The sequence below is a fragment of the Paenibacillus sp. RC67 genome, from assembly GCF_030020805.1.
Taxonomy (GTDB): Bacteria; Bacillota; Bacilli; order Paenibacillales; family NBRC-103111; genus Paenibacillus_S.
This window is the reverse complement of the sequence record NZ_CP125098.1, coordinates 6,846,555-6,869,078: the sequence shown is the minus strand read 5'-3', so window position 1 is coordinate 6,869,078 and position 22,524 is coordinate 6,846,555. Positions and strand designations below refer to the sequence as shown.

The 22,524-nt window shown below is 49.0% G+C and carries 20 protein-coding genes; all 20 read left to right on the top strand.

What is annotated here, in order from left to right; genetic code table 11:
• Positions 1–5 precede the first annotated feature (5 nt).
• The 20 genes from QMA13_RS31110 (at position 6) to QMA13_RS31015 (ending at position 22,513) form a co-directional block, all read left to right on the top strand.
• A complete protein-coding gene (locus QMA13_RS31110) occupies positions 6–512 on the top strand; it encodes a GNAT family N-acetyltransferase (protein ID WP_282937509.1) in 507 nt (168 codons plus the stop codon).
• A 99-nt stretch (positions 513–611) separates the two neighbouring features.
• Entirely contained in the window at positions 612–740 is a 129-nt protein-coding gene (locus QMA13_RS31105) for a hypothetical protein (protein WP_282937508.1), read from the top strand.
• A 588-nt stretch (positions 741–1,328) separates the two neighbouring features.
• Positions 1,329–2,321, top strand: coding sequence for a beta-ketoacyl-ACP synthase III (locus QMA13_RS31100; RefSeq protein WP_282937507.1), 993 nt, complete (start codon positions 1,329–1,331; stop codon positions 2,319–2,321).
• A complete protein-coding gene (locus tag QMA13_RS31095) occupies positions 2,311–3,579 on the top strand; it encodes an ATP-grasp domain-containing protein (protein WP_282937506.1) in 1,269 nt (422 codons plus the stop codon). The genes QMA13_RS31100 and QMA13_RS31095 overlap by 11 nt, the downstream gene beginning before the upstream one ends.
• Positions 3,576–4,568 carry an NAD-dependent epimerase/dehydratase family protein gene (locus tag QMA13_RS31090; RefSeq protein ID WP_282937505.1) on the top strand — a complete coding sequence of 331 codons (993 nt, stop codon included), beginning with the start codon at positions 3,576–3,578 and terminating at the stop codon, positions 4,566–4,568. Before QMA13_RS31095 ends, QMA13_RS31090 begins: the two co-directional genes overlap by 4 nt.
• Positions 4,561–5,412, top strand: coding sequence for an MBL fold metallo-hydrolase (locus QMA13_RS31085; protein WP_282937504.1), 852 nt, complete (start codon positions 4,561–4,563; stop codon positions 5,410–5,412). The genes QMA13_RS31090 and QMA13_RS31085 overlap by 8 nt, the downstream gene beginning before the upstream one ends.
• A complete protein-coding gene (locus QMA13_RS31080) occupies positions 5,409–6,794 on the top strand; it encodes a F390 synthetase-related protein (RefSeq protein ID WP_349254186.1) in 1,386 nt (461 codons plus the stop codon). The genes QMA13_RS31085 and QMA13_RS31080 overlap by 4 nt, the downstream gene beginning before the upstream one ends.
• Positions 6,757–7,641: an SDR family oxidoreductase gene (locus QMA13_RS31075; RefSeq protein ID WP_282937503.1), complete on the top strand. Its 885-nt coding sequence runs from the start codon at positions 6,757–6,759 to the stop codon at positions 7,639–7,641. Before QMA13_RS31080 ends, QMA13_RS31075 begins: the two co-directional genes overlap by 38 nt.
• A gap of 650 nt (positions 7,642–8,291) precedes the next feature.
• Entirely contained in the window at positions 8,292–10,649 is a 2,358-nt protein-coding gene (locus QMA13_RS31070) for a helix-turn-helix domain-containing protein (protein WP_282937502.1), read from the top strand.
• Positions 10,650–10,936: 287 nt separating this feature from the next.
• The gene (locus QMA13_RS31065) at positions 10,937–12,565 is read left to right on the top strand and encodes an extracellular solute-binding protein (RefSeq protein ID WP_282937501.1); all 1,629 of its coding nucleotides are present in this window, start codon (positions 10,937–10,939) and stop codon (positions 12,563–12,565) included.
• A 71-nt stretch (positions 12,566–12,636) separates the two neighbouring features.
• Positions 12,637–13,599, top strand: a complete 963-nt coding sequence (locus QMA13_RS31060; RefSeq protein ID WP_481858058.1) for an ABC transporter permease — start codon at positions 12,637–12,639, stop codon at positions 13,597–13,599.
• Between the two features lie 69 nt (positions 13,600–13,668).
• Positions 13,669–14,547 (top strand): carbohydrate ABC transporter permease, encoded by an 879-nt coding sequence (locus QMA13_RS31055; RefSeq protein WP_282937500.1) that lies wholly within the window; start codon positions 13,669–13,671, stop codon positions 14,545–14,547.
• A 906-nt stretch (positions 14,548–15,453) separates the two neighbouring features.
• The gene (locus QMA13_RS31050) at positions 15,454–16,569 is read left to right on the top strand and encodes a slipin family protein (RefSeq protein WP_282937499.1); all 1,116 of its coding nucleotides are present in this window, start codon (positions 15,454–15,456) and stop codon (positions 16,567–16,569) included.
• Between the two features lie 4 nt (positions 16,570–16,573).
• Positions 16,574–16,720, top strand: coding sequence for a hypothetical protein (locus tag QMA13_RS31045; RefSeq protein WP_282943710.1), 147 nt, complete (start codon positions 16,574–16,576; stop codon positions 16,718–16,720).
• Between the two features lie 247 nt (positions 16,721–16,967).
• Complete coding sequence (locus QMA13_RS31040; RefSeq protein WP_282937498.1) at positions 16,968–18,134, top strand: serine hydrolase domain-containing protein; 1,167 nt, start codon at positions 16,968–16,970, stop codon at positions 18,132–18,134.
• 163 nt (positions 18,135–18,297) lie between these two features.
• Positions 18,298–18,654: a DUF3870 domain-containing protein gene (locus tag QMA13_RS31035; RefSeq protein WP_282937497.1), complete on the top strand. Its 357-nt coding sequence runs from the start codon at positions 18,298–18,300 to the stop codon at positions 18,652–18,654.
• 123 nt (positions 18,655–18,777) lie between these two features.
• Positions 18,778–19,602 (top strand): M55 family metallopeptidase, encoded by an 825-nt coding sequence (locus QMA13_RS31030; RefSeq protein WP_282937496.1) that lies wholly within the window; start codon positions 18,778–18,780, stop codon positions 19,600–19,602.
• A gap of 15 nt (positions 19,603–19,617) precedes the next feature.
• Complete coding sequence (locus QMA13_RS31025; protein WP_282937495.1) at positions 19,618–20,550, top strand: ABC transporter permease; 933 nt, start codon at positions 19,618–19,620, stop codon at positions 20,548–20,550.
• 2 nt (positions 20,551–20,552) lie between these two features.
• The gene (locus QMA13_RS31020) at positions 20,553–21,470 is read left to right on the top strand and encodes an ABC transporter permease (protein ID WP_282937494.1); all 918 of its coding nucleotides are present in this window, start codon (positions 20,553–20,555) and stop codon (positions 21,468–21,470) included.
• Positions 21,471–21,475: 5 nt separating this feature from the next.
• On the top strand, positions 21,476–22,513 hold the full coding sequence (locus QMA13_RS31015) for an ABC transporter ATP-binding protein (RefSeq protein ID WP_282937493.1): 1,038 nt from the start codon (positions 21,476–21,478) through the stop codon (positions 22,511–22,513).
• The last annotated feature ends 11 nt before the right edge of the window (positions 22,514–22,524 follow it).

The following is a 22,524-nucleotide window of genomic DNA, read 5'->3' as shown; positions in this document are numbered from 1 at the left end:
AGACGATGCTTGCTCATTTCAGACAGTGTGAGAGCGATGAGGATTTGGCCCGGTTTACACTGTATTTCATTCAAAATCGGAAGGACTTCACAAGTGCATTTACTTTGTACGATACGGTAGATCATGTGCTGCAGTTTGTTCAGCAATCCCATATTATATTAATTGAGGATGACGACGGGACTCTAATTGGCTGGGGTCATTATCGCTATATGGATAAAGATCACGGGGCGAACCCCAATGGAGAGATTGCTTTCGTTGACTCTGTCATAGTGAAGGAGAGCTACCGCAGCAGCCGTATTTTTATTCAAGGCTTTCGTTATTTGGCGAACCAGATGGCCGAGGAGAATCCTGAAGTAAAGCTTTTCCAGTTTCATGCCCTCTCTGAGAATCTTTATTTGAACCGGCTCTATTCCAAATTTGCTCAGGTTATAGCCACGCATGAGGGATATCATGGGACTGAAAATATATATTCAACGGAATTTTCTCAGCTCTTGCACTACTTGAATCGATAATTTGGTGAAATATGACACTGAATTGCGATTTTCGTTTGACCGGCTCAATTTCGGGTGTTAATGTAGGATTATACCATTTAATTGTAAGGAGGCGTTAGCATGTTTCCACCGATTAGCTTAGGCAGTAAAGGTAATGGTAAAGGCAATGGATTTGGCAAGTTTGAAATCCTTCTTCAGCTCAATGAACAACTAAGAACTTCTACGACGGCTACAGCACCTGCAAAATAAACAAACATGACAGCCTGGCTGAATCATACATGCCACCGACAAGCCGATGACGATTGGATTCGTTGCGGCTTATTTATTTTGTGGAGATATCAGTACATTCGACCGCTCACAGCAACTTATAATCTAAATCAGGCATATGATTTGATGAGCCATCCTCCATTAGGCTCCCCTTCACTCTTCATATGGGTTCGAATCCACGCTCCAATTTCATCCGCTCGCTGGTGGTCCTTCATAGCGAATAACGCACCGAAACGATCTTTTCCTTTTATATTCTTTTGCCCGTTAGCCAGTACGTAGAAATCCAGATCATGAACAACTCGATGAGCCCGCAGGACAGTGATTCTCTTTGTGAATGCAAACTAAAAAAGGTAAAAAAATCCTATGTGGACTCTTATGCAGGATGAAAGGTTGCAAATCAAAATGAAAATCAGGAGAGTAATTTGAAGGTACTATATAAAAATAGTACTTTTAGCTTTTCAGGAATATATTACAATAGGTATAGCAAGTTTCGACAAGCAATCATGTATCGTGGCTCCTCTATTACGTTTAATAGTGGATAGAGATGCGTAAGCATGAGGAGGTTTAAGTATGCAGATTAGAAACATTAAAATTATAGGTACAGGTAAATATTTGCCTAAACGGATCGTAACTGCGGAAGAGATGGATCAGATTCTGGGGGTTCCCGCAGGATGGGTTGAAAAAAAATCGGACGTAAAGCGTCGGCATTTCGTTGAAGATGAAACGGCCTCCCAGATGGGGGCGTTTGCTGCACAGGAGGCATTGAAACAGGCTGGCTTAGAATTCAGCGACATCGATTGCCTTGTATGCGCGAGCGGCACGATGGAGCAGCCGATTCCAAGTACAGCTGCGCTTATTCAAAAAGCACTAGGGCAGGAGCATTCCGGAGTTCCCTCCTTCGACATCAATTCAACCTGCCTTAGCTTCTTGACCGGTCTCGATGTGATGTCTTATATGGTAACTTCCGGCAGATACCGCCGCATTCTGCTGGTCTCGACGGAGATTGCCTCCATCGGACTCAACTGGTCGCATAAAGAGAGCGCAGCGCTGTTCGGCGATGGGGCGGCTGCGGTCATCATCGAAGCGGCGGAGGAGCGGGAGGGCTCTCGTATTCTATGCTCCGCTATGAAGACGTATAGTCATGGAGCCCATCTATCACAAATTCGCGGTGGCGGTACGGGAGCGCATGCCCTGTCTGCGCAGGAGGAAGAGGCATTTCTGTTCGAGATGGACGGACAGGGGATTTATAAGCTGGCATCGCGTATCCTTCCTGGTTTTGTAACTTCTCTATTAAAAGAAGCAGGGTGTACGATGAAGGAAATCCAAGTAGTCGTGCCACACCAAGGAAGTGCGATGGCCATGCGGCTGATCAGCAGGAAGCTGAATATTTCCCAGGAGCAGCTTATGTTCATTACCCCAACGCATGGTAATACGATCGCTGCCTCAATTCCAATGGGGCTGCATGAAGCCATCCGGGAGAAGCGGATCACCCGTGGTTCGAGGGTCATGCTGCTTGGGACATCGGCCGGCTTGTCGGTCGGAGGGATGATCCTTGACTATTAATGGACAGCAAGCGTCGAGTGGCAAGCGTGTTCTGCTCACCGGAGGGCGTGCGCCGGCAACCTTGGATTTGGCTCGACAATTGGCAGCGAACGGTCATTGGATCTTCATGGCAGAAAGCTGCCCAGAGCATCTGTGTCGGCAATCGAGGGCAATTCAGCGCTGTTACCTAGTGCCGGAGCCTGCGGCAAATCCTAAAGCCTATGTGGGTGCTTTGAGGCAAATTATTAATGAAGAGCGGATCGAATGGCTGCTGCCCATGTGCGAGGAGTTATTCTACGTTGCAGGCGGACTGTCGGAGCTGAGTTCACTTTGCCGTGTCTTTGTGGAACCGCTGGATAGGCTGCGGCGGCTGCATAGCAAATGGGAGTTCATGCAGCGGGTACAGAAGATTGGATTTTCAATACCTAAGACACAACTGTTAACCTCGCAGCAGGACTGCCACACATTTATGGAATACGAGGCTGAGCAGGCGAGCCTCCGGCAGGCGACGGGTGAGGCCGCTGCTGTGAAGTGGGTGTTCAAACCGGTGTTTTCCCGGTTTTCTAGTAAGGTTATTATAGCGGAAGTGACACCCGACGGATGGCAGCCACGCTTACGAATTAATACATTGCCTATATCGGCGGATATGCCTTGGGTCGTGCAGCAGTATATAGAAGGCACTGCCTATTGCAGCTACAGCATCGTCCATCAAGGACAGATGACTGCGCACGCAGTATATCCCGTGGGATTTACAGCTGGGATTGGAGCTTGCATCAGCTTCGAAGCTATTTCCCACCCATGGATCGATCGGTGGGTCGAACGATTTGTACAGGAAGAAGGCTTCACTGGACAGATTGCCTTCGATTTCATCGAAGTGGGGGATGGTACGGTGTACCCGTTGGAGTGCAATCCGAGGGCGACTAGTGGCATTCATCTTTTCAGGGTGGAAGATCGGTTGGATGAGGCGCTGTTTATGCAGGAGGTGTATCCGCAGAAGCGGGTCACTCCCCGGCCAGAGCAGAGAGCCATGATTACTGTGGCCATGGCTAGCTATGGTCTTGCAGGTTTGTTATCGTCGGGCGGGTGGCGCCGATTCCCCGATTGGATTCGATTCCTTGTGAGCGCCAGAGACGTCGTGTTTCGGCCTAGCGATCCGCAGCCTTTCTGGCAGCAGTTCCGGCTGGTGTATTGGAATGGGCGCAGGGGAGCGAAGCAACGTATTCCGATCATGGAGGCATCTACACAGGATATTGAATGGAATGGCGGTGAGATGGTTTGAAAGTATTAGTCACGGGAGGAACCGGCTTTCTGGGCAAGAGCCTATCCATTGCTCTGCATAAGCTTGGACATGAGGTTACGGCAACGGGACGGAATGAACGAATAGGGGCAGAGCTTTCGGAACGGGGAATTACCTTCATTCCATCCCGCTTGGAGGATACTGTTCAAATGGTCCGAAATTGTGAGGGGCAAGAGATGGTGTTTCATTGCGGAGCGTTGTCCTCGTTATGGGGGAGCTATAATGATTTCTATGAGAGCAATGTGACAGGGACCCGCAATGTGATTAAAGGTTGTGTTGCTAACGGAGTGGAACGGCTTATTCATGTGTCTACACCAAGCATTTATTTTGATTTCGCCGACCGATACCATATCGCTGAATCGACTCCCTTACCGCGTAAAGCGGCCAACTGGTATGCGGAGACGAAACGGCTGGCTGAGCAGGAAATCGATCAAGCATATGAATCAGGTCTCCCGGTCATGACGATTCGCCCTCGAGCTATTTTCGGGCCAGGGGACCCAACGATCATTCCGAGGCTCATTGAAGCGAATCGCCAAGGGCGGCTTCCACTGATTCGAGGTGGACAGGCTGTCGTTGATCTGACCTATATCCATAATGTCGTGGATGCGCTGCTGTTATGTATGTCCGCTCCGTCTGAGGCCTTGGGCCGAAAGTATAACATAACGAACGACGAACCGATCCGATTCATTGATGCGCTGAATTATTTATTCGAACGGCTTGGAGAACCGGTTCGGGCGCGAAGGATTCCTTATCCCGCAGCCTACATGGCAGCGGGATGTATAGAAGGACTGGCGCGACTAACCGGGAGCAGCAAGGAGCCGCTGCTGACACGCTATACGGTCGGGTTGTTAAGCAAGAGCCAGACGCTCGACATATCGGCTGCCAGGGAGCAACTGGGGTACCGTCCCCGAGTGTCGGTCAAAGAAGGGATTGACGCCTATGCCGCTTGGTATAAGGAGAACCATGATTGAAGTAGATACAGAAATTACTCTGATGGCGGCAGGGTATTGTACTCATAAAGAGAGAGTGACCATTCGCGGGGGAAGCAGTCGAACTGTCCGTTTTCCGGCTTTGTTTGCACTTATTGAGCACCCTGAGAAAGGGCACATTCTTTTTGATACCGGCTATACGGAACGTTTTTTTGAAGAAACGAGCCGTTGGCCTTATTCGTTGTACGGTCGGATGACACCGGTCTATTACACACCGCAGGATAGCGCTGTGCACCAGCTGAGGCAGCGCGGAATTGAGCCAGCGGATATTCGTTACATTATTTTGTCTCATTTTCATGCAGACCATATCGCCGGGTTACGGGATTTTCCAAATGCGGAGTTTATTTATCTTCAAGAAGCATATGAGGCTGTTCGCTATCGCAAGGGCTGGAGCGCAGTGACCGCGGGGTATTTGCCTGGACTGCTTCCGAACGACTTTGAGGCTCGTTCCGTTCCCATCGATGAGAGCTGTTTAATAAAGCTCCCATCGGAGCTTCCGTTTAAGCGGGGAATGGATATTTTCCAGGATGGCAGCGTCATTGCCGTCGATGTGCCTGGTCACGCCGCAGGCCAGATTGGGATTATGGTATCCTCGAAGAGCCATGCCTACTTCTTGTGTGCTGATGCTGTATGGAGCAGCCGTGCTTACCGTGAGCAGCTTCTTCCTCATTGGATGGCGGGATTCATTATGGCGAATCGAGTTCAATATAGGGAAACTTTTCTTAAGATACATCAGGTTTATAAGCTATGCCCGGAGCTTCGGATTGTCCCATCGCACTGCACTGAGGTGTGGGAAATGCTGGTACAAGGTGGTGACATGAGATGATGGAGAAGCTGGTCATTGTGTGGTATTACCTTCTGACCAAATACCGGATGGGGCGAACCTCGCGTGAGCGGCTAGAGCAGTGGCAGGAGAGACGCATACAACGGCATATTCAGTTCGTAAGAAGCCGGTCCGCTTTCTATAAGGAGCTATGGGGAGAACTCCCTGATAGCGATTGGAGGCAATTTCCGATTATTGAGAAATCGGAAATGATGGAGCAATTCAACCGGTTGAACACGGTTGGAGTGGACAGGGAGGAGGCCTTCGCTCTGGCACTGCAGGCCGAGGCGAGCCGGGATTTCACCCCTATGATCGGATCGATCACGATCGGTATGTCCTCGGGCACCTCCGGCAGCCGGGGACTGTTCCTGGTTAGCACCAAGGAACGTATGGCATGGGCTGGCACGGTCCTCGCCAAAGTGCTGCCCCGCTCACTGTTTCACCATGAGCGGATCGCGTTCTTTCTGCGCGCCGACAGCAATCTGTACGGCAGCGTGGGCAGCCGAAGGCTGCAGTTCCGCTTTTACGACTTGCTCGATCCATTGACCGAGCAGGTGGACCGCTTAAATCGGCAGCAGCCTACTATAATTGCAGCGCCGCCATCGCTCTTACGCGCTCTGGCCGAGGCGGTGGAGAGCGGCAGGCTGGAGATTCGGCCGCACAAAATCCTATCGGTGGCCGAGGTGCTGGACCCGTTAGACTGTGAACGAATCGAGGCGGCATTCGGGCAGAAGGTACACCAAATTTATCAGTGTACGGAAGGGTTCCTTGCTGTTACGTGCGCACATGGAACGCTGCATATCAACGAAGATATCGTTGCGGTGGAGAAGCAATACTTGGACGAGAGCCTGAGTAAGTTCGTCCCGATTATAACGGATTTTTCCCGAACGACACAGCCGATAGTCCGTTATCGGCTGAACGATATATTGACGGAGCGGGCTGAGCCTTGTCCGTGTGGGTCGCCTCATATGGCATTGGAGAGGATAGAAGGGCGCTGCGACGATCTGTTTTATCTGGAAGGCTTATTGGAGGGGGAGCTTGTACCGGTATTTCCCGATTTTATCAGCCGGGCGATTATTTCAGCATCCGCAGAGGTCGAAGAATATAGGGCTGTCCAGCATGCTCTGGATTCGGTTGAGATCTCCATAAGGCTAAAGCAGGAGAGGCACGGTAGTACAGACCCAATCCAACACAGCATCTTGGAGTCACTGAATCGGTTATGGGCTAGCGTGAACTGCAACGCTCCATCTGTACAATTCACCGAGTTGAATAGGACACTGGGCATTCAGAAGCTTAGGCGGGTGGAGAGAAGATTCAGTCCACATGGCAGAAAGGGGGAAATACTGGTTGGAACCGCGTCAACATTTACCGGCAAAGAGAAATAACGGGGATAGACTCGTAGCGGTCGTTACAGGAGCATCCAGCGGCTTTGGAATGCTAACAACGCTGGAGCTCGCCCGGCAAGGCTATCTAGTCGTTGCCACGATGCGTGATACAGCCAACAATCGCATACTAATACAGCAGGTAGGGGAAGCAAGGCTGACTGAATTCATTGAATGTATGCCACTGGATGTGACGGATCATGGCGCAATAGGAGATACCGTCAACCGAATTATCTATAAGCACGGTCAAATTGATATCCTTGTCAATAATGCCGGAATGGCCATTGGAGGCTGCATTGAGGAGATTCCAATGGAGGATTGGGAGAAGCAGATGGACGTGAATTTCTTCGGTCTGGTCGCGATGACGCAAGCGGTACTGCCATTCATGCGCGAGCGGAGGCAGGGTAAGGTGATCCAGATTAGCAGCATTAGCGGCAGACTCGGCTTCCCTGGCTATGGGCCTTATGCGGCCTCGAAGTTCGCGGTAGAGGGCTTCAGTGAAGCGCTTCGGCTCGAAATGCTTCCCTTTGGCGTACATGTGGTGCTGGTTGAACCTGGTGCCTTTAAGACGAGCATATGGAATAAAGGCTTTGATCATATGGCGGCAAGGGTTCCTGCTGATTCCCCCTATAGCCGGTATTTTAATGCCATTCTAAGATATTCGAAGAACACGGCAGATCATGCAGATGACCCTCAAGAGGTTGCGTATGCCGTTGCCAGGATTGCTCGTTCCCGGTACCCCCGACTGCGTTATACGCTAGGAAAAGGAGCGCGAATGTCCATTTTGGGCAAAGCGCTGCTGCCCTGGAAGTGGTTCGAGCGGATACTGATCAGGGAGCTGGAGAAGTGAGACGGATCAAGCATGAGCACATTCCATTTACTATCGCTACTTCCTGACGTATCTGGACGTAAGCTGAAGGAGTCCATGAACAAGTAGCTCAGGCAGCACATCGTGAATGCGTGGGGAAACCATCATCCATAAGACGATCGAGCAATGGGAAGCTTGGGCGGGTTGACGATCGATGATTATAGAATGCATTATCTCAAAAAATGATCCTTGAAGAGCTGGAGCAGCCTTGAGTTATTGGCATGTAAATAAAAAACACCCACAAAGGGTGTTGAATCTGTCGAAGAACCTGATTCCTCGAGAAATATGCGATATAAGTAAGTGGGGTATGCCTCGGAAGAGTTTACGTCCGCCTTTGAAATCCGTGAAAATACCTTAATTCTAATTCAGTTCACGGTTTCAACAGCGGCTGGAGGGGTATACCTCACTGGAGTATACTAGCAATATTTCAAGTCTTTCAGGTTTCTCGACAACGCTGAACACCCCACAAAGGGTGTTTTTTATTTTGCCATATAAAAATAGCTGCTAGAATATTCACGCCGTTAACAAAAAGACATTTACTAATCCATGAGAATTATGTAAAAATGGAGATTAATTCTGATACATCCTTGTCAGAAGAACGGAGGAACCTTTTCGCTTGGAGGAGAACGGCTTTGAACTTGAGAAAATTATGGTGGAAGCGAAAAAGCGTTGTTTTTACATGGATCATTTCTTACAGTACGGTCTTGTTTGTTCCGATTCTGATGAGTCTTATTGTGTACTGGCAGTCGAGCGAGGCTCTAAAGAGCGAGATTCATAGAGCTAACGATACACTTCTCAAGCAAGTGCGCGATACTATCGATACCCAGCTTGATCATATGCAGCGGTTGAATATGGAGGTTTCGTGGAATACGAAGCTGCAGGATTTAATGTATTCCAACCGTCCTTTTAGTGAGGCCCAATATACCGCATATCAGGTTGTCCAGGATTACCGAATGTATCAGAGCTCCTACGCCTCCATCGATGAGTTTTATGTGACTTGGGATAAGGAGGAGTCCGTGCTGCGGCCGGGAAGCGTCAGAGACTTCTTGACTGCCTTCGACACGATTCATAATACGGGCCGTATAGGGTACGAACAGTGGCTTAATACCATACGAAAAGGCAACGATTTCGTCTTACTGCCCAGAGTGGATGCCGCAGAACCCAGACAGTCTCTTGCTTATATCACGCATTTGCCGCTCGGAGCGGGAGCCAAGCCGTCAGGAACCGTTGTCATTATGGCGGATACGTCCCGATTTCTCAAAGCTATTGAGAACATCCAATGGTTCAGCTCGGGTCAGGTTTTTGTTCTGAATGAGAACAATGAGGTGCTGATCTCGAATACATCTGAAGGACTCGCTCCTTCTGCTCTTCATCAGCTCGGGAACGGGGAGAGTGGGATGTTTTATGATAAGAAGCAGAGCGGAGAAGACGAAATCTTTTATATTAAATCGGGAGTTTCTAAGCTAAAATATGTGTCCGTTATTCCTAGTCGGCTGTATTGGGAAAAGGCGGAATACGTACGGCGCTTTACCTATATTAGTATTCTCATAAGTATCGTTGGAGCGGGGCTCTTGACTTGGTTCTTCCTCCGACGCAATTATTCCCCGATTCATAGGCTTGTCCAGACTTTATCAGGCAATGGAGCTTCGATGCAGGAGCGGACGGATTGGAACGAGCTGAATTTTATTCATCGTGCTGTATCCAATACGCTGAGTGAGAAGGAGAGCATCCAACTGCAGCTGCAGAAGCAGAACCATATGCTGCGCTCGAATATGCTCACCAGACTGCTCAAAGGCAAGCTGGACAGCCATATTCCGCTGAATGAAGCGCTTAAGACGTTCCAGGTCAAGCTGCAATCGGATCGCTTTGCCGTCATTATGTTTTATATCGAGGATCATGAAGCGTTTTATTCCAGCTTTCCTGGGATGGATATGACGGAGAAACGACGTCTCCTCCAATTCATTCTCACCAACGTGGTGGAGGAGCTTGTCGGACAAAGGCATCACTACGGCTATGTAGCGGAAGCGGATGATATGCTGACCTGCATTATCAATTTTGCAGAAGAGAATGCGCAGCAGACCAAAGAGGATCTGAGCTGGATTGCTCTGGAGGCTCAGCAATTTTTGATACAGCGGTACAAAGTGGAGATGACGTTATCTATAAGCGGTATCCATCATACATTGGCTGGTGTCGCCCAGGCTTACCAGGAAGCGCTGGATGCGATGGAGTACAAGATGGTGCTCGGGAAACAAGAAATCATCTCTTATGACGAAATCCAGAAGGATATGTTGAATGAGAATCAATTGGGTTACTTTTATCCGCTTCAGGTGGAGCAGCAGCTTATTAATTTTATAAAGATCGGCGATTTCGATAAAGCCCAAGTCGTGCTTCAAGAAGTCACCGAGCGAAATTTCGGCAAGCCTCTCCTTTCTCTGACTCTTGCCCGCTGCCTCATGTTTAACTTAATCAGTACGATGATCAAGACGATTAATGAGCTTGGCGGAATGGAGGACAGCTTTCTGGCCAGCAATCCGAACTGGATGCAGAAGATTATTGCCAGCGATACGATTAAGGAGATGCAAGAGGAGCTCGTTAACCTGCTCAATGAGGTGTGCTCTTATGCTGCCGCCAAGCTGGAGACCAAAGTGTCCAAAGAGAAGACGCAGTCGCTGCGCGAGCTGGCTGACGATGTAATTCGGTTCATCGAGGGGCATTATGCGGATGTCAATCTGAATGTGAGCATGATCGGCAACGAGTTCGATATGAAGTCGAGCTATTTATCCAAATTGTTCAAAGAACAAACCGGCGAGGGGCTGCTCGATTACATCAATAAGTACCGAATTGATCAAGCCAAAAGGCTGATTCGGGAGAATCAGGTTCCGGTTTCCGATACGGCGAAGCAGGTAGGTTTCAACGAAGCAGCCACCTTCATTCGCGTTTTCAAAAGATACGAGGGGATCACACCGGGCAAATATAAGGAAATGGAATGATGGGGGGACGTTTACGCCCTCCTTTTTTGTGGCTTAATAAGACAGCGTATTCGTAATCGGAATGGCAGAGAACAGGCTCTAACATGGTGATATTCGGCCTTTTTGGACAAAATGTCAATGCGATTGGCGATATCGTCAATCTCTGGTCTCATTTTATCAATGCGTTTGGAGCTTTACGCTATAGGCATAACAGAGCAGCCGAAGGATAATAAAACGTGTTGAGAGGCAGTACCCGCTGCCGACAGCTAGATAAGAAATACATCATATATAGGAGGCACGAAGAAAAGATGAAACAAACCAAAATGCTCGTTAGCTTTGCCGCGTTGACGATGATGGGCAGTTTAATTGCCGGCTGTTCCTCATCAGGGGGCTCCGCTGCACAAACCGGCAAGGATTCCGGAACGGGGACAGCCAAGTTCGAAGGATACCCGATCCAGACGAATAAGACATTAACCTACTGGTCCGAAATGAATGCGAATATACAGAGCGTCAAGCCTACGTTTGCTGAGGTTCCTTTTTTTCAAGAGTGGCAAAAACGGACGGGTGTTAAGCTGAAATTTACGCAGCCTCCAGCCAATCAAGCTAAGGAAGCGCTCAATGTGCTGCTGGCTTCAGGCGAGCTCCCGGATATGATGGAATATTCTTGGGGTAAGGATTTCCCGGGTGGTCCCGAGAAAGCGATCAATGACGGTTACATTCTCAAATTAAACGATGCCATCGATAAATATGCGCCTAATTTGAAGCAATATTTGAAGGATCACCCTGAAGTAGACAAGCAGATCAAGACCGATAACGGCAGCTATTATGTGTTTCCTTTTATTCGTGGCGATGATTTGCTTAAGACGTACCAAGGGCCGATCATTCGTAAAGACTGGCTGGACGAGCTAGGTCTTCCGGTTCCTGTCACCATGGATGATTGGTACACGACATTGAAGGCCTTCAAAGAGAAGAAAGGCATTGCCGCACCGCTTACGTTCCTGGGAGTGCCGTCGGCATTATTCGGTTTGGATGGCGGAGGATTTATCGGCTCGTACGGGGTCATCAAGGGCTACTATCTGGATAACGGAAAAGTAAAATACGGTCCGATGGAGCCAGGGTACAAGGAATTCCTGACGACCTTCCGCAAGTGGTACCAAGAAGGGCTGATCGACAAGAACGTGGCGACCGTAGATACCAAAACGATGGATTCCAACATGACCTCCGGACGCAGCGGGGCAAGCATCTTTAACTCCGGTGCAGGGATCGGAAAATGGCAGCCACTGCTGAAGGAGAAGGACCCTAAAGCGCAGCTGGTGCCTGCTCCTTACCCAGTAGTGAATAAGGGAGATAAAGCGAAATTTGGACAAAAAGACTTTGCCTATGTCACCGTTGGTGGCGTAGCTATCTCGGCTCAATCCAAAAATATCGAGGAAGCGGTTCGCATGCTGGATTATGCCTATGGCAAGGAAGGTAATCTGTTCTTTAACTTTGGTATCGAGGGTACCAGCTACAAAATGGAAGGCGATTACCCTAAATATACCGATCTCATCATGAACAATCCGGACAAGCTGGCTCCGGCTCAAGCTCTGGCTCTGTATGCTCGTGGCGGCTATAACGGCCCGTTCGTACAGGATAAGCGCTACATTGAGCAGTACCTGACGATGCCGGAGCAGAAGGAAGCTATCAAGATATGGTCCAATACGGATGCAGAGAAATACACCATGCCTCCAATCTCCACATCACCTGAAGAGAGTGCGGAGTTCGCGTCGATTATGAACGATATTCAGACGTTGGTGGATGAAATGTCCTTGAAAATCATCCTTGGTGCTGAGCCGGTTGAGTCCTTCGATAAATATATTGCCAAGATGAAATCGCTCAAAATCGATCGTGCCCTTGAGATTCAAAAAGGGGCTTTGGATCGTTATAACAAACGCTAACATGCTGCTGTGGGGAGTGAGCTAAAGTTGGTCTTTCTCCCCGCACCATTTTTAGACAGGAGGGCTTACCCATGAACAAGGAGATCCAGGTAAGCGCGATAAGGAAGCCTTCAGCAGCCCCGACGCTGCGATCGGTCATTGTGAAGGATTATAGGCAGAATAAATATTTGTACTTTATGGTACTGCCTGTTCTCGCGTTTTATCTCTTGTTTCATTATGCACCGATGTACGGAGCCATTATTGCATTCAAGAACTATACCCCGATGAAAGGCATTCTGGGGAGCGAGTGGGTGGGCTTAGCCCATTTTCAGAACTTTTTCAGCAGCTATTATTTTTGGAGGATTTTTAAAAACACGCTTCTCATCAGTCTGTATTCGCTTTGCTTCGAATTTCCGATGCCGATACTGCTTGCTTTATTGCTTAATGAAGTAAAGAACAAGACGTTCAAGAAGACGGCTCAGTCGATTGCCTATATGCCTTATTTCATCTCTATGATTGTCATTTGCGGGATGATCAAGGATTTCACGAACAGCGGCGGGTTTCTTAATACGCTCGCTATGACCTATTTCGGCGGAGACGGCCAAGCGATGCTGCAAAAGCCGGAGCTGTTCCGGACGATCTACGTTCTGTCGGAAATATGGCAGCGGATCGGATGGGAATCCATCATCTATATGGCGGCGCTGACAGGCATCGATCAGGAACAGTATGAGGCGGCCCGTATAGACGGAGCTTCACGGCTTCAGCAGATTTGGCGCATTACGCTTCCTGGCATTTTGCCAGTCATTGTCATCATGTTTATCCTGCGGATGGGTAATTTGCTTAACGTAGGCTTCGAGAAAATCATTCTGCTGTACAATTCGGTTACCTATGAGACGGCTGACGTGATTTCTTCCTTCGTATATCGAAAAGGTTTACTTGAGTTCAACTGGAGCTACAGCTCGGCTGTCGGATTGTTCAATTCGGTATTGAATTTGGTGCTACTTATTGTGGCCAACCGAATCAGTAAAAAGGTGACGGAAAACAGCTTGTGGTAATTCTTTATATCATCGGTCCTTCTCACACATAAATACTACTAAACTCATCGAATAAGGAGGTATTAATGGATGAAAATCAAGCGGAGCCCGGGTGAGTTGGTATTCGATACTGCGGTTTATATCATTCTATCCGCTCTCATTATAGTAACAATCTATCCGCTGCTGCATGTCACATTCGCTTCATTCAGCGATGCGAATCAAATTGTTGCCCATCAAGGTTTACTGCTAAAGCCTTTAGGCTTTAATTTGGAAGCTTATAAGCTGGTATTTGCCAATGCTTCGATTCTCGTCGGATATGGAAATACACTGTTTATCGTTATTGTAGGTGTAGCTTTTAATCTTATCCTAACGGCGCTGGGCGCTTTCGTGCTCTCCCGTAAAAATCTGTTCTGGGGTAAGACGATCATGTTCATGGTTCTGTTAACCATGTTTTTTAACGGTGGACTGATCCCGTTGTATTTGATAGTTAAAGGCATAGGCCTGCTGGATTCCTTATGGGCCGTCATTATTCCTTTTTCAATTAATACGTTTAATTTGATCATTATGAGAACCTCGTTCCAATCGATACCGGAAGCGTTGGAGGAATCGGCCAAGATCGATGGCGCCAACCATTTCGTGCTGCTGTTCAAAATTATTATCCCGCTGTCTCTGCCGGTTATGGCCGTTATTGCGCTCTATTATGCGGTGGATAAATGGAACGGCTGGTTTTATGCTTCGATTTTCTTGAGGGACCGGGAGCTGTTCCCGCTGCAAATCATTCTTCGTGAAATTCTGATCTCCAACTCTACTGACAGCATGTCGTCCGGTGCTGGGGGCGATCAGTTTCAGATCGGAGAAACAATCAAATATGCGACGATTATGGTCGCCACTTTGCCTATCCTGTGCGTGTATCCGTTTCTGCAGCGCTTTTTCGTCAAAGGGGTTATGGTGGGTGCGGTTAAGGGTTAATTTATGATCTGAAAAATAGATTCGTTCAGAACTCTTACCAGTAAAGGAAGGGAATCCAACGGATTGCTGCTGCATGCCGATGTATAGCAAGCCTCACGGCTTGGGCGTCGACGAGTGCAATCTGTGGGGAGATTACTTCTACGTAGAAGCATTGGCGCGCTGTTTGAAGGAGTGGGGGCTTTATTGGTAATAAAAGAGCGTGAGCTTGCGCTAAATGAGCTTCGGACTGTAATGAATGCTGTCCGATAGCTCCTTTTTTTGCTGATCGGCTATTTTCAGCGTCAGAACCAATGGTTATATCGATCTATATATCACAATGCATTAACTCCAGGTATTTCCTCCTCCGGATTCTCAAAACTAATCCCTTTTTTCTCCTCGTCGTAATACTTTCGCCATGTTCGAATGGATTCAAATAAGAGACAATAGGTACGGGTTGACGCACGGTGGGCTTTCCTAGGCTCGGACATCGCAGAAGTCCGGCAGTGCAGGCGTATCCTATATGCTTGTATGCTGTTTGACCCATTCGGCTCAATTCCTCACAGGGGTTCGATTCCCCATATCGCATGGGACGATATTGCCCGAGGTAGGGCACTCGACTTTCACTCGAGCTGAAACAAATTAGTTAGGGATGACCGGAAAGGGAAACCTCAGTGGCTTCCTACGCATACTGCAGCAGGGCTTAGCAATCCGTGGATACCGGCGTGTGGCGTTCGCGCTCAACGGCTGACGCTGAGGTAAGATGAGGCAGGTTGCACCTGGACCAATCTTCATCTTGCTAAGGCAGAAGCACAATGGCTCGCACAGCACAAGTCTTAAACGAGATTCCGTCTTACGCTGCAGGAGGACTTCCCTTCCAGAGTCATCAATCAAAGGCAGGCTTAAGTTCCTGCTTAAGGAGGAAATACTATGTTTAAAAAAGTCAATATTCAAACCGACGAGCGCGGGCTGCTGTTCCGTAAAGGAAGCTATGCCAAACTATTGCAGCCAGGCACTTACCGATTCTCATCGTTTTCAGAGGATACGGTTCAGGTTCTTAATATAACGAAACCTTTTCATGTACAGGGGAAGGATTTGCAGCTGTTTATGCAGGATGAGATGCTCTTGCAGGAGCTAGATGTCGTCCAGGTCCAGGATCACGAATATGTCCTGCATTACGAGAACGGCCAGTTTATCTCTCTTTTGACCGCAGGGAGCTATGCGTTCTGGAATGTTCTTAAGAAGCATACCTATATCCGGATCGATATTCGCAACGCTGAAATACCGGCTGAGGTCGATATGGCATTATTACCGAAGCTCGTCGGTTATGTTCAGACGTTCGAGGTGGCTAATCACGAATCCGGCGTATTGTTCTACAACCATGTGATGCAGAAGGAGCTCCAGCCAGGGAAATATTTCTTCTGGAAGGGGCCAGTCTCCGTAGCGGTCAAAACGGTAGATTTGCGCCAGCAGCAGCTGGATATGACCGGACAAGAAATGATGACGGAGGACAAGGTAACGCTGCGATTGAACTTCGTATGCCAATACAGAACCATACACCCTCTGCGAGTGCTTGCGATCAAGTCCTTCGAAGAACAGCTGTATATTCAATTGCAGCTTATTTTGCGGGAATATGTAGGGACCTTAAAGCTCGATGACCTGTTGAAAATGAAGCAGGAGATCGCGGCCTTCGTTCTGTCGAGGCTGAATGAGAAGAGTGATGAATATGGCGTCCAATTTTTGTCCGCAGGGGTCAAGGATATTATTTTACCAGGAGATATCAAGGAAATCATGAACACAGTATTGCTTGCCGAGAAAAAGGCTCAGGCCAACATCATCACCCGGCGCGAGGAGACGGCATCCACGAGAAGCCTGCTGAATACTGCTAAGCTGATGGATGAGAACATGACGCTGTATCGGTTGAAGGAGCTGGAGTTCCTGGAGAAGATTTGTGAGAAGATCGGCACGATTTCGTTGACCGGCGGGGGCAATCTGCTGGAGCAGCTGAATTCGCTGCTGGGAGATAAGGGGGCTGGGAAAGCGTAGGTTGTTGCATACGAAAGAACATCGGCTAGGTCAAGCTCTGCTGGCGATCAAGTTCGATGACATTGCTCCGGATCACGAGCCGTATAAGGAAATCGCGGCGAGTCTGCTGTTCGAGGTAGCGAAGGAAAAAGAGATGGACCCTAGGTTGTAAGTTCAATGGTCGGACAGGATAAGCTCCTGTCCGGCTTTTTTTATAGAGAGTGTTGGATAAGGCTTGCTTCTATTGATATTAGAGGGCGAAATATGGATAAACATTGGAATTCCAGATCATGGATTAAGCTTATTTTCGATAAAATATTTACCGATGGTACATTATTCGGTATTATTATATAGAGTAGCTTGAAAGGGTTTACAACGGTGGCGGGTTTAGATTATAAAGCACGTGAGGTGAGCTGCCTTTGAATGAGTGGGATGCAGCAATTCGGCAGCTGATGGAAAAGCACCGGATCGCAGGCTTGGCGGCTTCGGTCATTCGCGATGGACAAATGGTTTGGAGCGGCGGTTACGGATGGGCCAACTTGGATCGCAGGATTCCGGTGACGAACCGCACGATATTCCGCATCGCTTCTATCTCGAAGACGGTTGTGGCGACAGCCTTCATGCAGCTTGTGGAGCGCGGCTTATGCAGTATCGATCAGGATGTTGGAGACATCCTCGGTATTCAGGTGCGAAATCCAAACCATCCTGAGCTACCGCTAACGTTTCGTCATCTGATGACCCATACCTCCGGATTGCAGGATGAATATGCTCGCTTCGTCATCGATTCTCGTAATGAGAATCCTCCGACCCTAACGCTAGCGGATCTTGTGCTGGAAGGCGGAGCTTATTACACTGATCGATTATGGGGAAATGGAAAGCCCGGGGATACGGATGGCTTCGAATACTCTAATCTGGGAGCTGTTTTAATGGCTGCTGCGGTTGAGAAATTATCGAACGGACGATTCGATTTGTACTGCCGCAAGCATCTATTCGAGCCCCTTCAAATGAATGACACAAGCTTTCACCTTGGCGATTTTGCACAAAAGATGGACGACATAGCCGTCCTCTATGAATATTTAAAGGAAGATGACCGTTATCAAGTCGGTATGGATGATTTCATGGGCAAACAACCGATTCTTACCGATTACAGCAGCTATGTTCCGGGTACTAACGGATCGCTGTTCAGCCCGCAGGGCGGACTTCGTACAACCGTAGATGATCTGACCCGTTTTATGCAGGCACATGCGGGTGATGGCTGCCTTGAAGGAGCGAGAATTTTACGGTCGGAGACAGCAAAGCTCATGCATTCTGCACATTGGACAGGGTATCGGCATGAAGGCTTTTTCAAGCATAGTGGACTTCAGTTTCATAGAACTAACGAGCTGATACCGGGACAATGGCTTGTCGGGCATGCAGGTGACGCTTACGGGCTGCTTAGCGATATGTATTTTCATGAGGAGCAGCGCTGGGGCTTTATCCTAATTATGAACGGCGTGTGCCGCGGCGATAAGGGCGATGGGGCCTATTTCCGACCAGAGGAAGAATTGGCGGGGCTGCTGTATGAGACCTTCTTGAAAGCTTTATAAAGTAGTCTGACCTTTACCAGAGGTTAGATATTTACAAACGTGTTAATGTGATGTTAGACTATATTACATCATTAGTGTTTCGGCCTCCGGCGGTCGTAGGAAGCGCCCCTTCCTTACATCCCGTACGGAAATCGGACGGAAGGCTAATAAGGAGATGGTCTTAATGCAGTACGACAAAGATACAATCTATATTATCGGCGATGCCCAGGTGTCGGTGAACAATCCGATTACGCAGCAGTTCAACGCTTTTTTTATAGGGCTGGTCGTGGATACGACAAATCATAAAATTATCGATGCCGGATGCTCTTCAACCATTCCGTTAACCTCGGAGTTTGTACGGACCATCTTTATCGGTCATGACATGCTGCAATTTGATTCGGTAGCTGATGAGATACGACGGCGATATCATGGATCCTCTCAGAAGGCGCTGATCGTAGCCTATAAAGACGCGCAAAAAAAATATAAATTAGCACTTAACGGCCGGGAAGAGTCAGGATACCTGCCTTCCGGTACAGTGTAGGCTGCTTTATTTATCCGTATGGCAACATACCCGTAAATAAAACCCAGCAGACGGATATCAGAAATTTGTTTCTGATGCTGTTTGCTGGGTTTTTTTCATACTCAATTATTGGAGGGCAATCGGATGAAAATGTACATTTCCATCGATATGGAAGGCATAACCGGGCTGGTGGACGCTACTTTTGTAGATTCCAAGCAGTATAACTACACCCGCGGGCAGCATAGGATGACGGAAGAGGCTAATCATGTCATTGGGGCTGCTTTCGATCAGGGTTGCAAGGAAGTCATTGTCAACGATAGCCATTCGAAAATGAACAATTTGCTTATCGAGAAATTGCATCCTGAAGCACAGCTGATCATGGGCGATGTAAAACCTTTTTCCATGGTGCAGGGCTTGGATTCCTCCTTCGCAGGTGCCGCGTTCCTGGGCTACCACTCAAGAGCCGGCATGCCGGGGGTGCTCAGCCATACGATGATCTTCGGCGTGCGTAATTTGTTCCTCAATGGAATGGAAGTCGGAGAGATGGGACTGAATGCATTCGTTGCTGGCTATTACGGAGTTCCAGTTCTGCTAGTCGCTGGGGATGATGAGACGGCTGTGGAAGCTGAGGAGCTTATACCGGGTGTTACGACCGCGATCGTGAAGAAGCGGATTTCGCGGACAGCGGCAGTCTGTCTAACGCCGGAGAAAAGCGGTCAGCTGCTGAGAGAGAAGACGAAAGATGCGCTGGATAACCGTGACAGGGTTAAGCCGCTTCAGCCGCCGGACCAGCCGGTGCTTTCTATAGAGTTTGCAAATTATGGTCAAGCAGAGTGGGCGCATTTGATGCCGGGAACTACGATAGATACGAATAGTCCTGTGGTTACCTTTCAAGCGAAAAACATGCTGGAGGCTTATCAGGCCATGATTGTGATGACGGAGCTAGCGATGAAAACTACATTCTGTTAAAAAGCGGGTGATAGCATGGCGCAATATATGGTTCGCCGATTTTTTTCCATGATTGTCACACTGTGGCTTATCATTACGGTTACTTTTTTTCTAATGCATACCATTCCCGGTTCTCCTTTTGAGAAGGAAGGGAGAAATTCGAATCCGACGGCCGTGCAAAATTTAATGGAATTTTACAATTTAGACAAGCCCGTATCTGTTCAGTACCTGATGTATTTAAAATCGCTTCTGACCTTGGATCTCGGACCGTCGATAGGACATTTTCCTGACTCGGTTAATTCGATGATTGACAGAGGATTTCCCGTATCGCTCCAGCTCGGGCTGGTATCAATTCTCTTCGCCATTATATGCGGCGTAGCTTTAGGAACAGTAGCTGCGCTGCGGCACAACGGAATGATCGATTACTTGGCGATGATCTTCGCGGTCATCGGTATCGCGGTGCCTAACTTTATCGTAGCTACAATGCTGATCAAATATGTGGCGGTGGAATGGAAGCTGCTGCCGGTTGCCACATGGGGAAGCTGGAAGCATGTCATCCTGCCTGCGCTTGCGCTCTCTACTGGCCCGCTGGCGATTATTGCTAGGCTGACACGAGCCAACATGCTGGAGGTGCTCACAGCAGATTATATCGAAACGGCAAGGGCGAAGGGGCTCTCCCCTGCAACGATTGTTATTAAGCATGCGCTGCGCAATGCGATTCTGCCGGTTGTTACGCTGCTCGGTGCTTTGGTGGCAAACGTGCTGACAGGAAGCTTCGTTATTGAGAAAATTTTTGCCATTCCGGGTATGGGAAAGTATTTCGTCGATGGCATTAATAATCGCGATTATTCGTTGATTATGGGCACAACGGTCTTCTATAGTGCTCTGCTCGTGTTCATGATGTTCCTGGTGGATATCGCCTACGGATTGATCGATCCCCGCATCAAGCTGCACAGGAAGGAGGGATAACGATGAGCGTACCCGATTCATTATTTGTCCCTAAGACACAAAAGTTAGGTGCGGCAGAAGCCATTGTGAGACCCCGGCTATCGTTCTGGCAGGAGGCTTGGCTTCGATTGCTCCGCAATAAGCTGGCAATGCTTGGACTCATTATCATTGTAATGGTAGCTTTACTTGCTATATTCGGTCCGCTGCTAACGGATCACAATTATTCCAAGCAGTCGCTGTTGGATGCCAACCAGAAGCCAACGGCCGAGCATTGGTTCGGAACCGATGAGCTTGGGCGGGATGTGTACGCCAGAATTTTGTATGGTGCTCGAATCTCCCTATTTATCGGGCTGATGGCCGCACTAATCGATCTCATCATCGGTATGGTGTACGGCGGCATCGCCGGTTACCTGGGAGGCCGAGTTGATAATGTGATGATGCGATTCGTCGATCTACTGTATGGGGTTCCGTACCTGCTGATTGTCATTCTGCTCATGGTTGTGATGGGACCGGGTCTGCTAACGATCATCGTTGCCTTGAGTGCAACTGGGTGGACCGGCATGGCGCGAATCGTACGCGGACAGGTGCTTACGCTAAAAACCTCGGAGTACGTTCTGGCGGCCAGAACGCTTGGAGGAAGTGCCAGTTATATTATCCGCAAGCATTTACTGCCGAATGCGATTGGCGTCATTATCGTACAGGTCACTTTCTCCGTTCCGTCGGCTATCTTCGCGGAAGCTTTCTTGAGCTTCCTGGGACTAGGTATTCAGCCGCCATTGGCAAGCTGGGGCGTTATGGCGAATGATGCGCTGCCGACGATTTTGTCCGGCCATTGGTGGAGGTTGTTTTATCCGGCATTCTTTATTTCGATAACGATGCTCGCCTTTAACCTGGTAGGCGATGGCCTACAGGATGCAATGAATCCGAAGCAGAGGAGGTAAGGCAAATGCCCACAAAGGACAGTTCAACGATGCGATTGGAAGTGGAAAATTTGCACGTATCCTTCACTACTCACGGAGGCGAGGTGAAGGCGGTCCGCGGCGTCAGCTTTAAGCTCGGCCAAGGCGAGACTCTTGCTATTGTTGGCGAGTCCGGCTGCGGCAAGAGCGTTACGGCCCGCAGTGTCATGCGGCTGCTTCCTGAGCGAACGTCCAAGATTACGCAGGGCAGCATTCGCTTTGAGGGTAAGGAGCTGACACGGCTTACGGAGAAGCAGCTGCGCGAGCTTAGGGGCTCCGAGATCGCGATGATATTCCAAGACGCCATGACTGCTCTGAACCCTACGATTACGATAGGTGAGCAGATCATGGAGGGGGTTATCCGCCATCAGAAAATACCCCGTTCGGAAGCGCGTAAGCTAGCCGTGGAGATGCTGGGACTTGTCGGGATCTCAAACCCGGAAATGAGGATGAAGCAGTATTTGCATGAATTCAGCGGCGGCATGAGACAACGGATGATGATTGCTATCGCAGCGGTGTGCAACCCCTCTATCCTTATTGCTGATGAGCCAACCACAGCGCTCGACGTCACGATTCAGGCACAAATTATCGAGCTGTTTCAAATGCTTCAGAAGAAAACCGGGGTTTCTATCATTATTATCACGCATGACCTCGGTGTTGTAGCCAAAATTGCCGATCGTGTGGCAGTAATGTACGCTGGGCAAATCGTGGAAAGCGGGACTGTGCAAGAGCTGTTCCACGATCCGCAGCATCCGTATACGAAGGGGCTGCTGGCTTCGATGCCGCGTTTGGACACGGACCGTACGCAGCCGCTGACGCCGATTCCGGGGACGCCTCCGGATTTGTTCGCTCCACCTCGCGGCTGTGCGTTCACCGCTCGCTGCCCTTATGCCATGGAAGTATGCGAGCTGCATCAGCCGGAGCAAACGAAGGTCTCAAGCGGCCACACGGTAGTCTGCTGGCTGCAGGATCCTCGGGCTCAAAAGCTGTTTAAGTCCACAGAAAGCATCCCAACGGCTCTATAAGTCCGGCTATG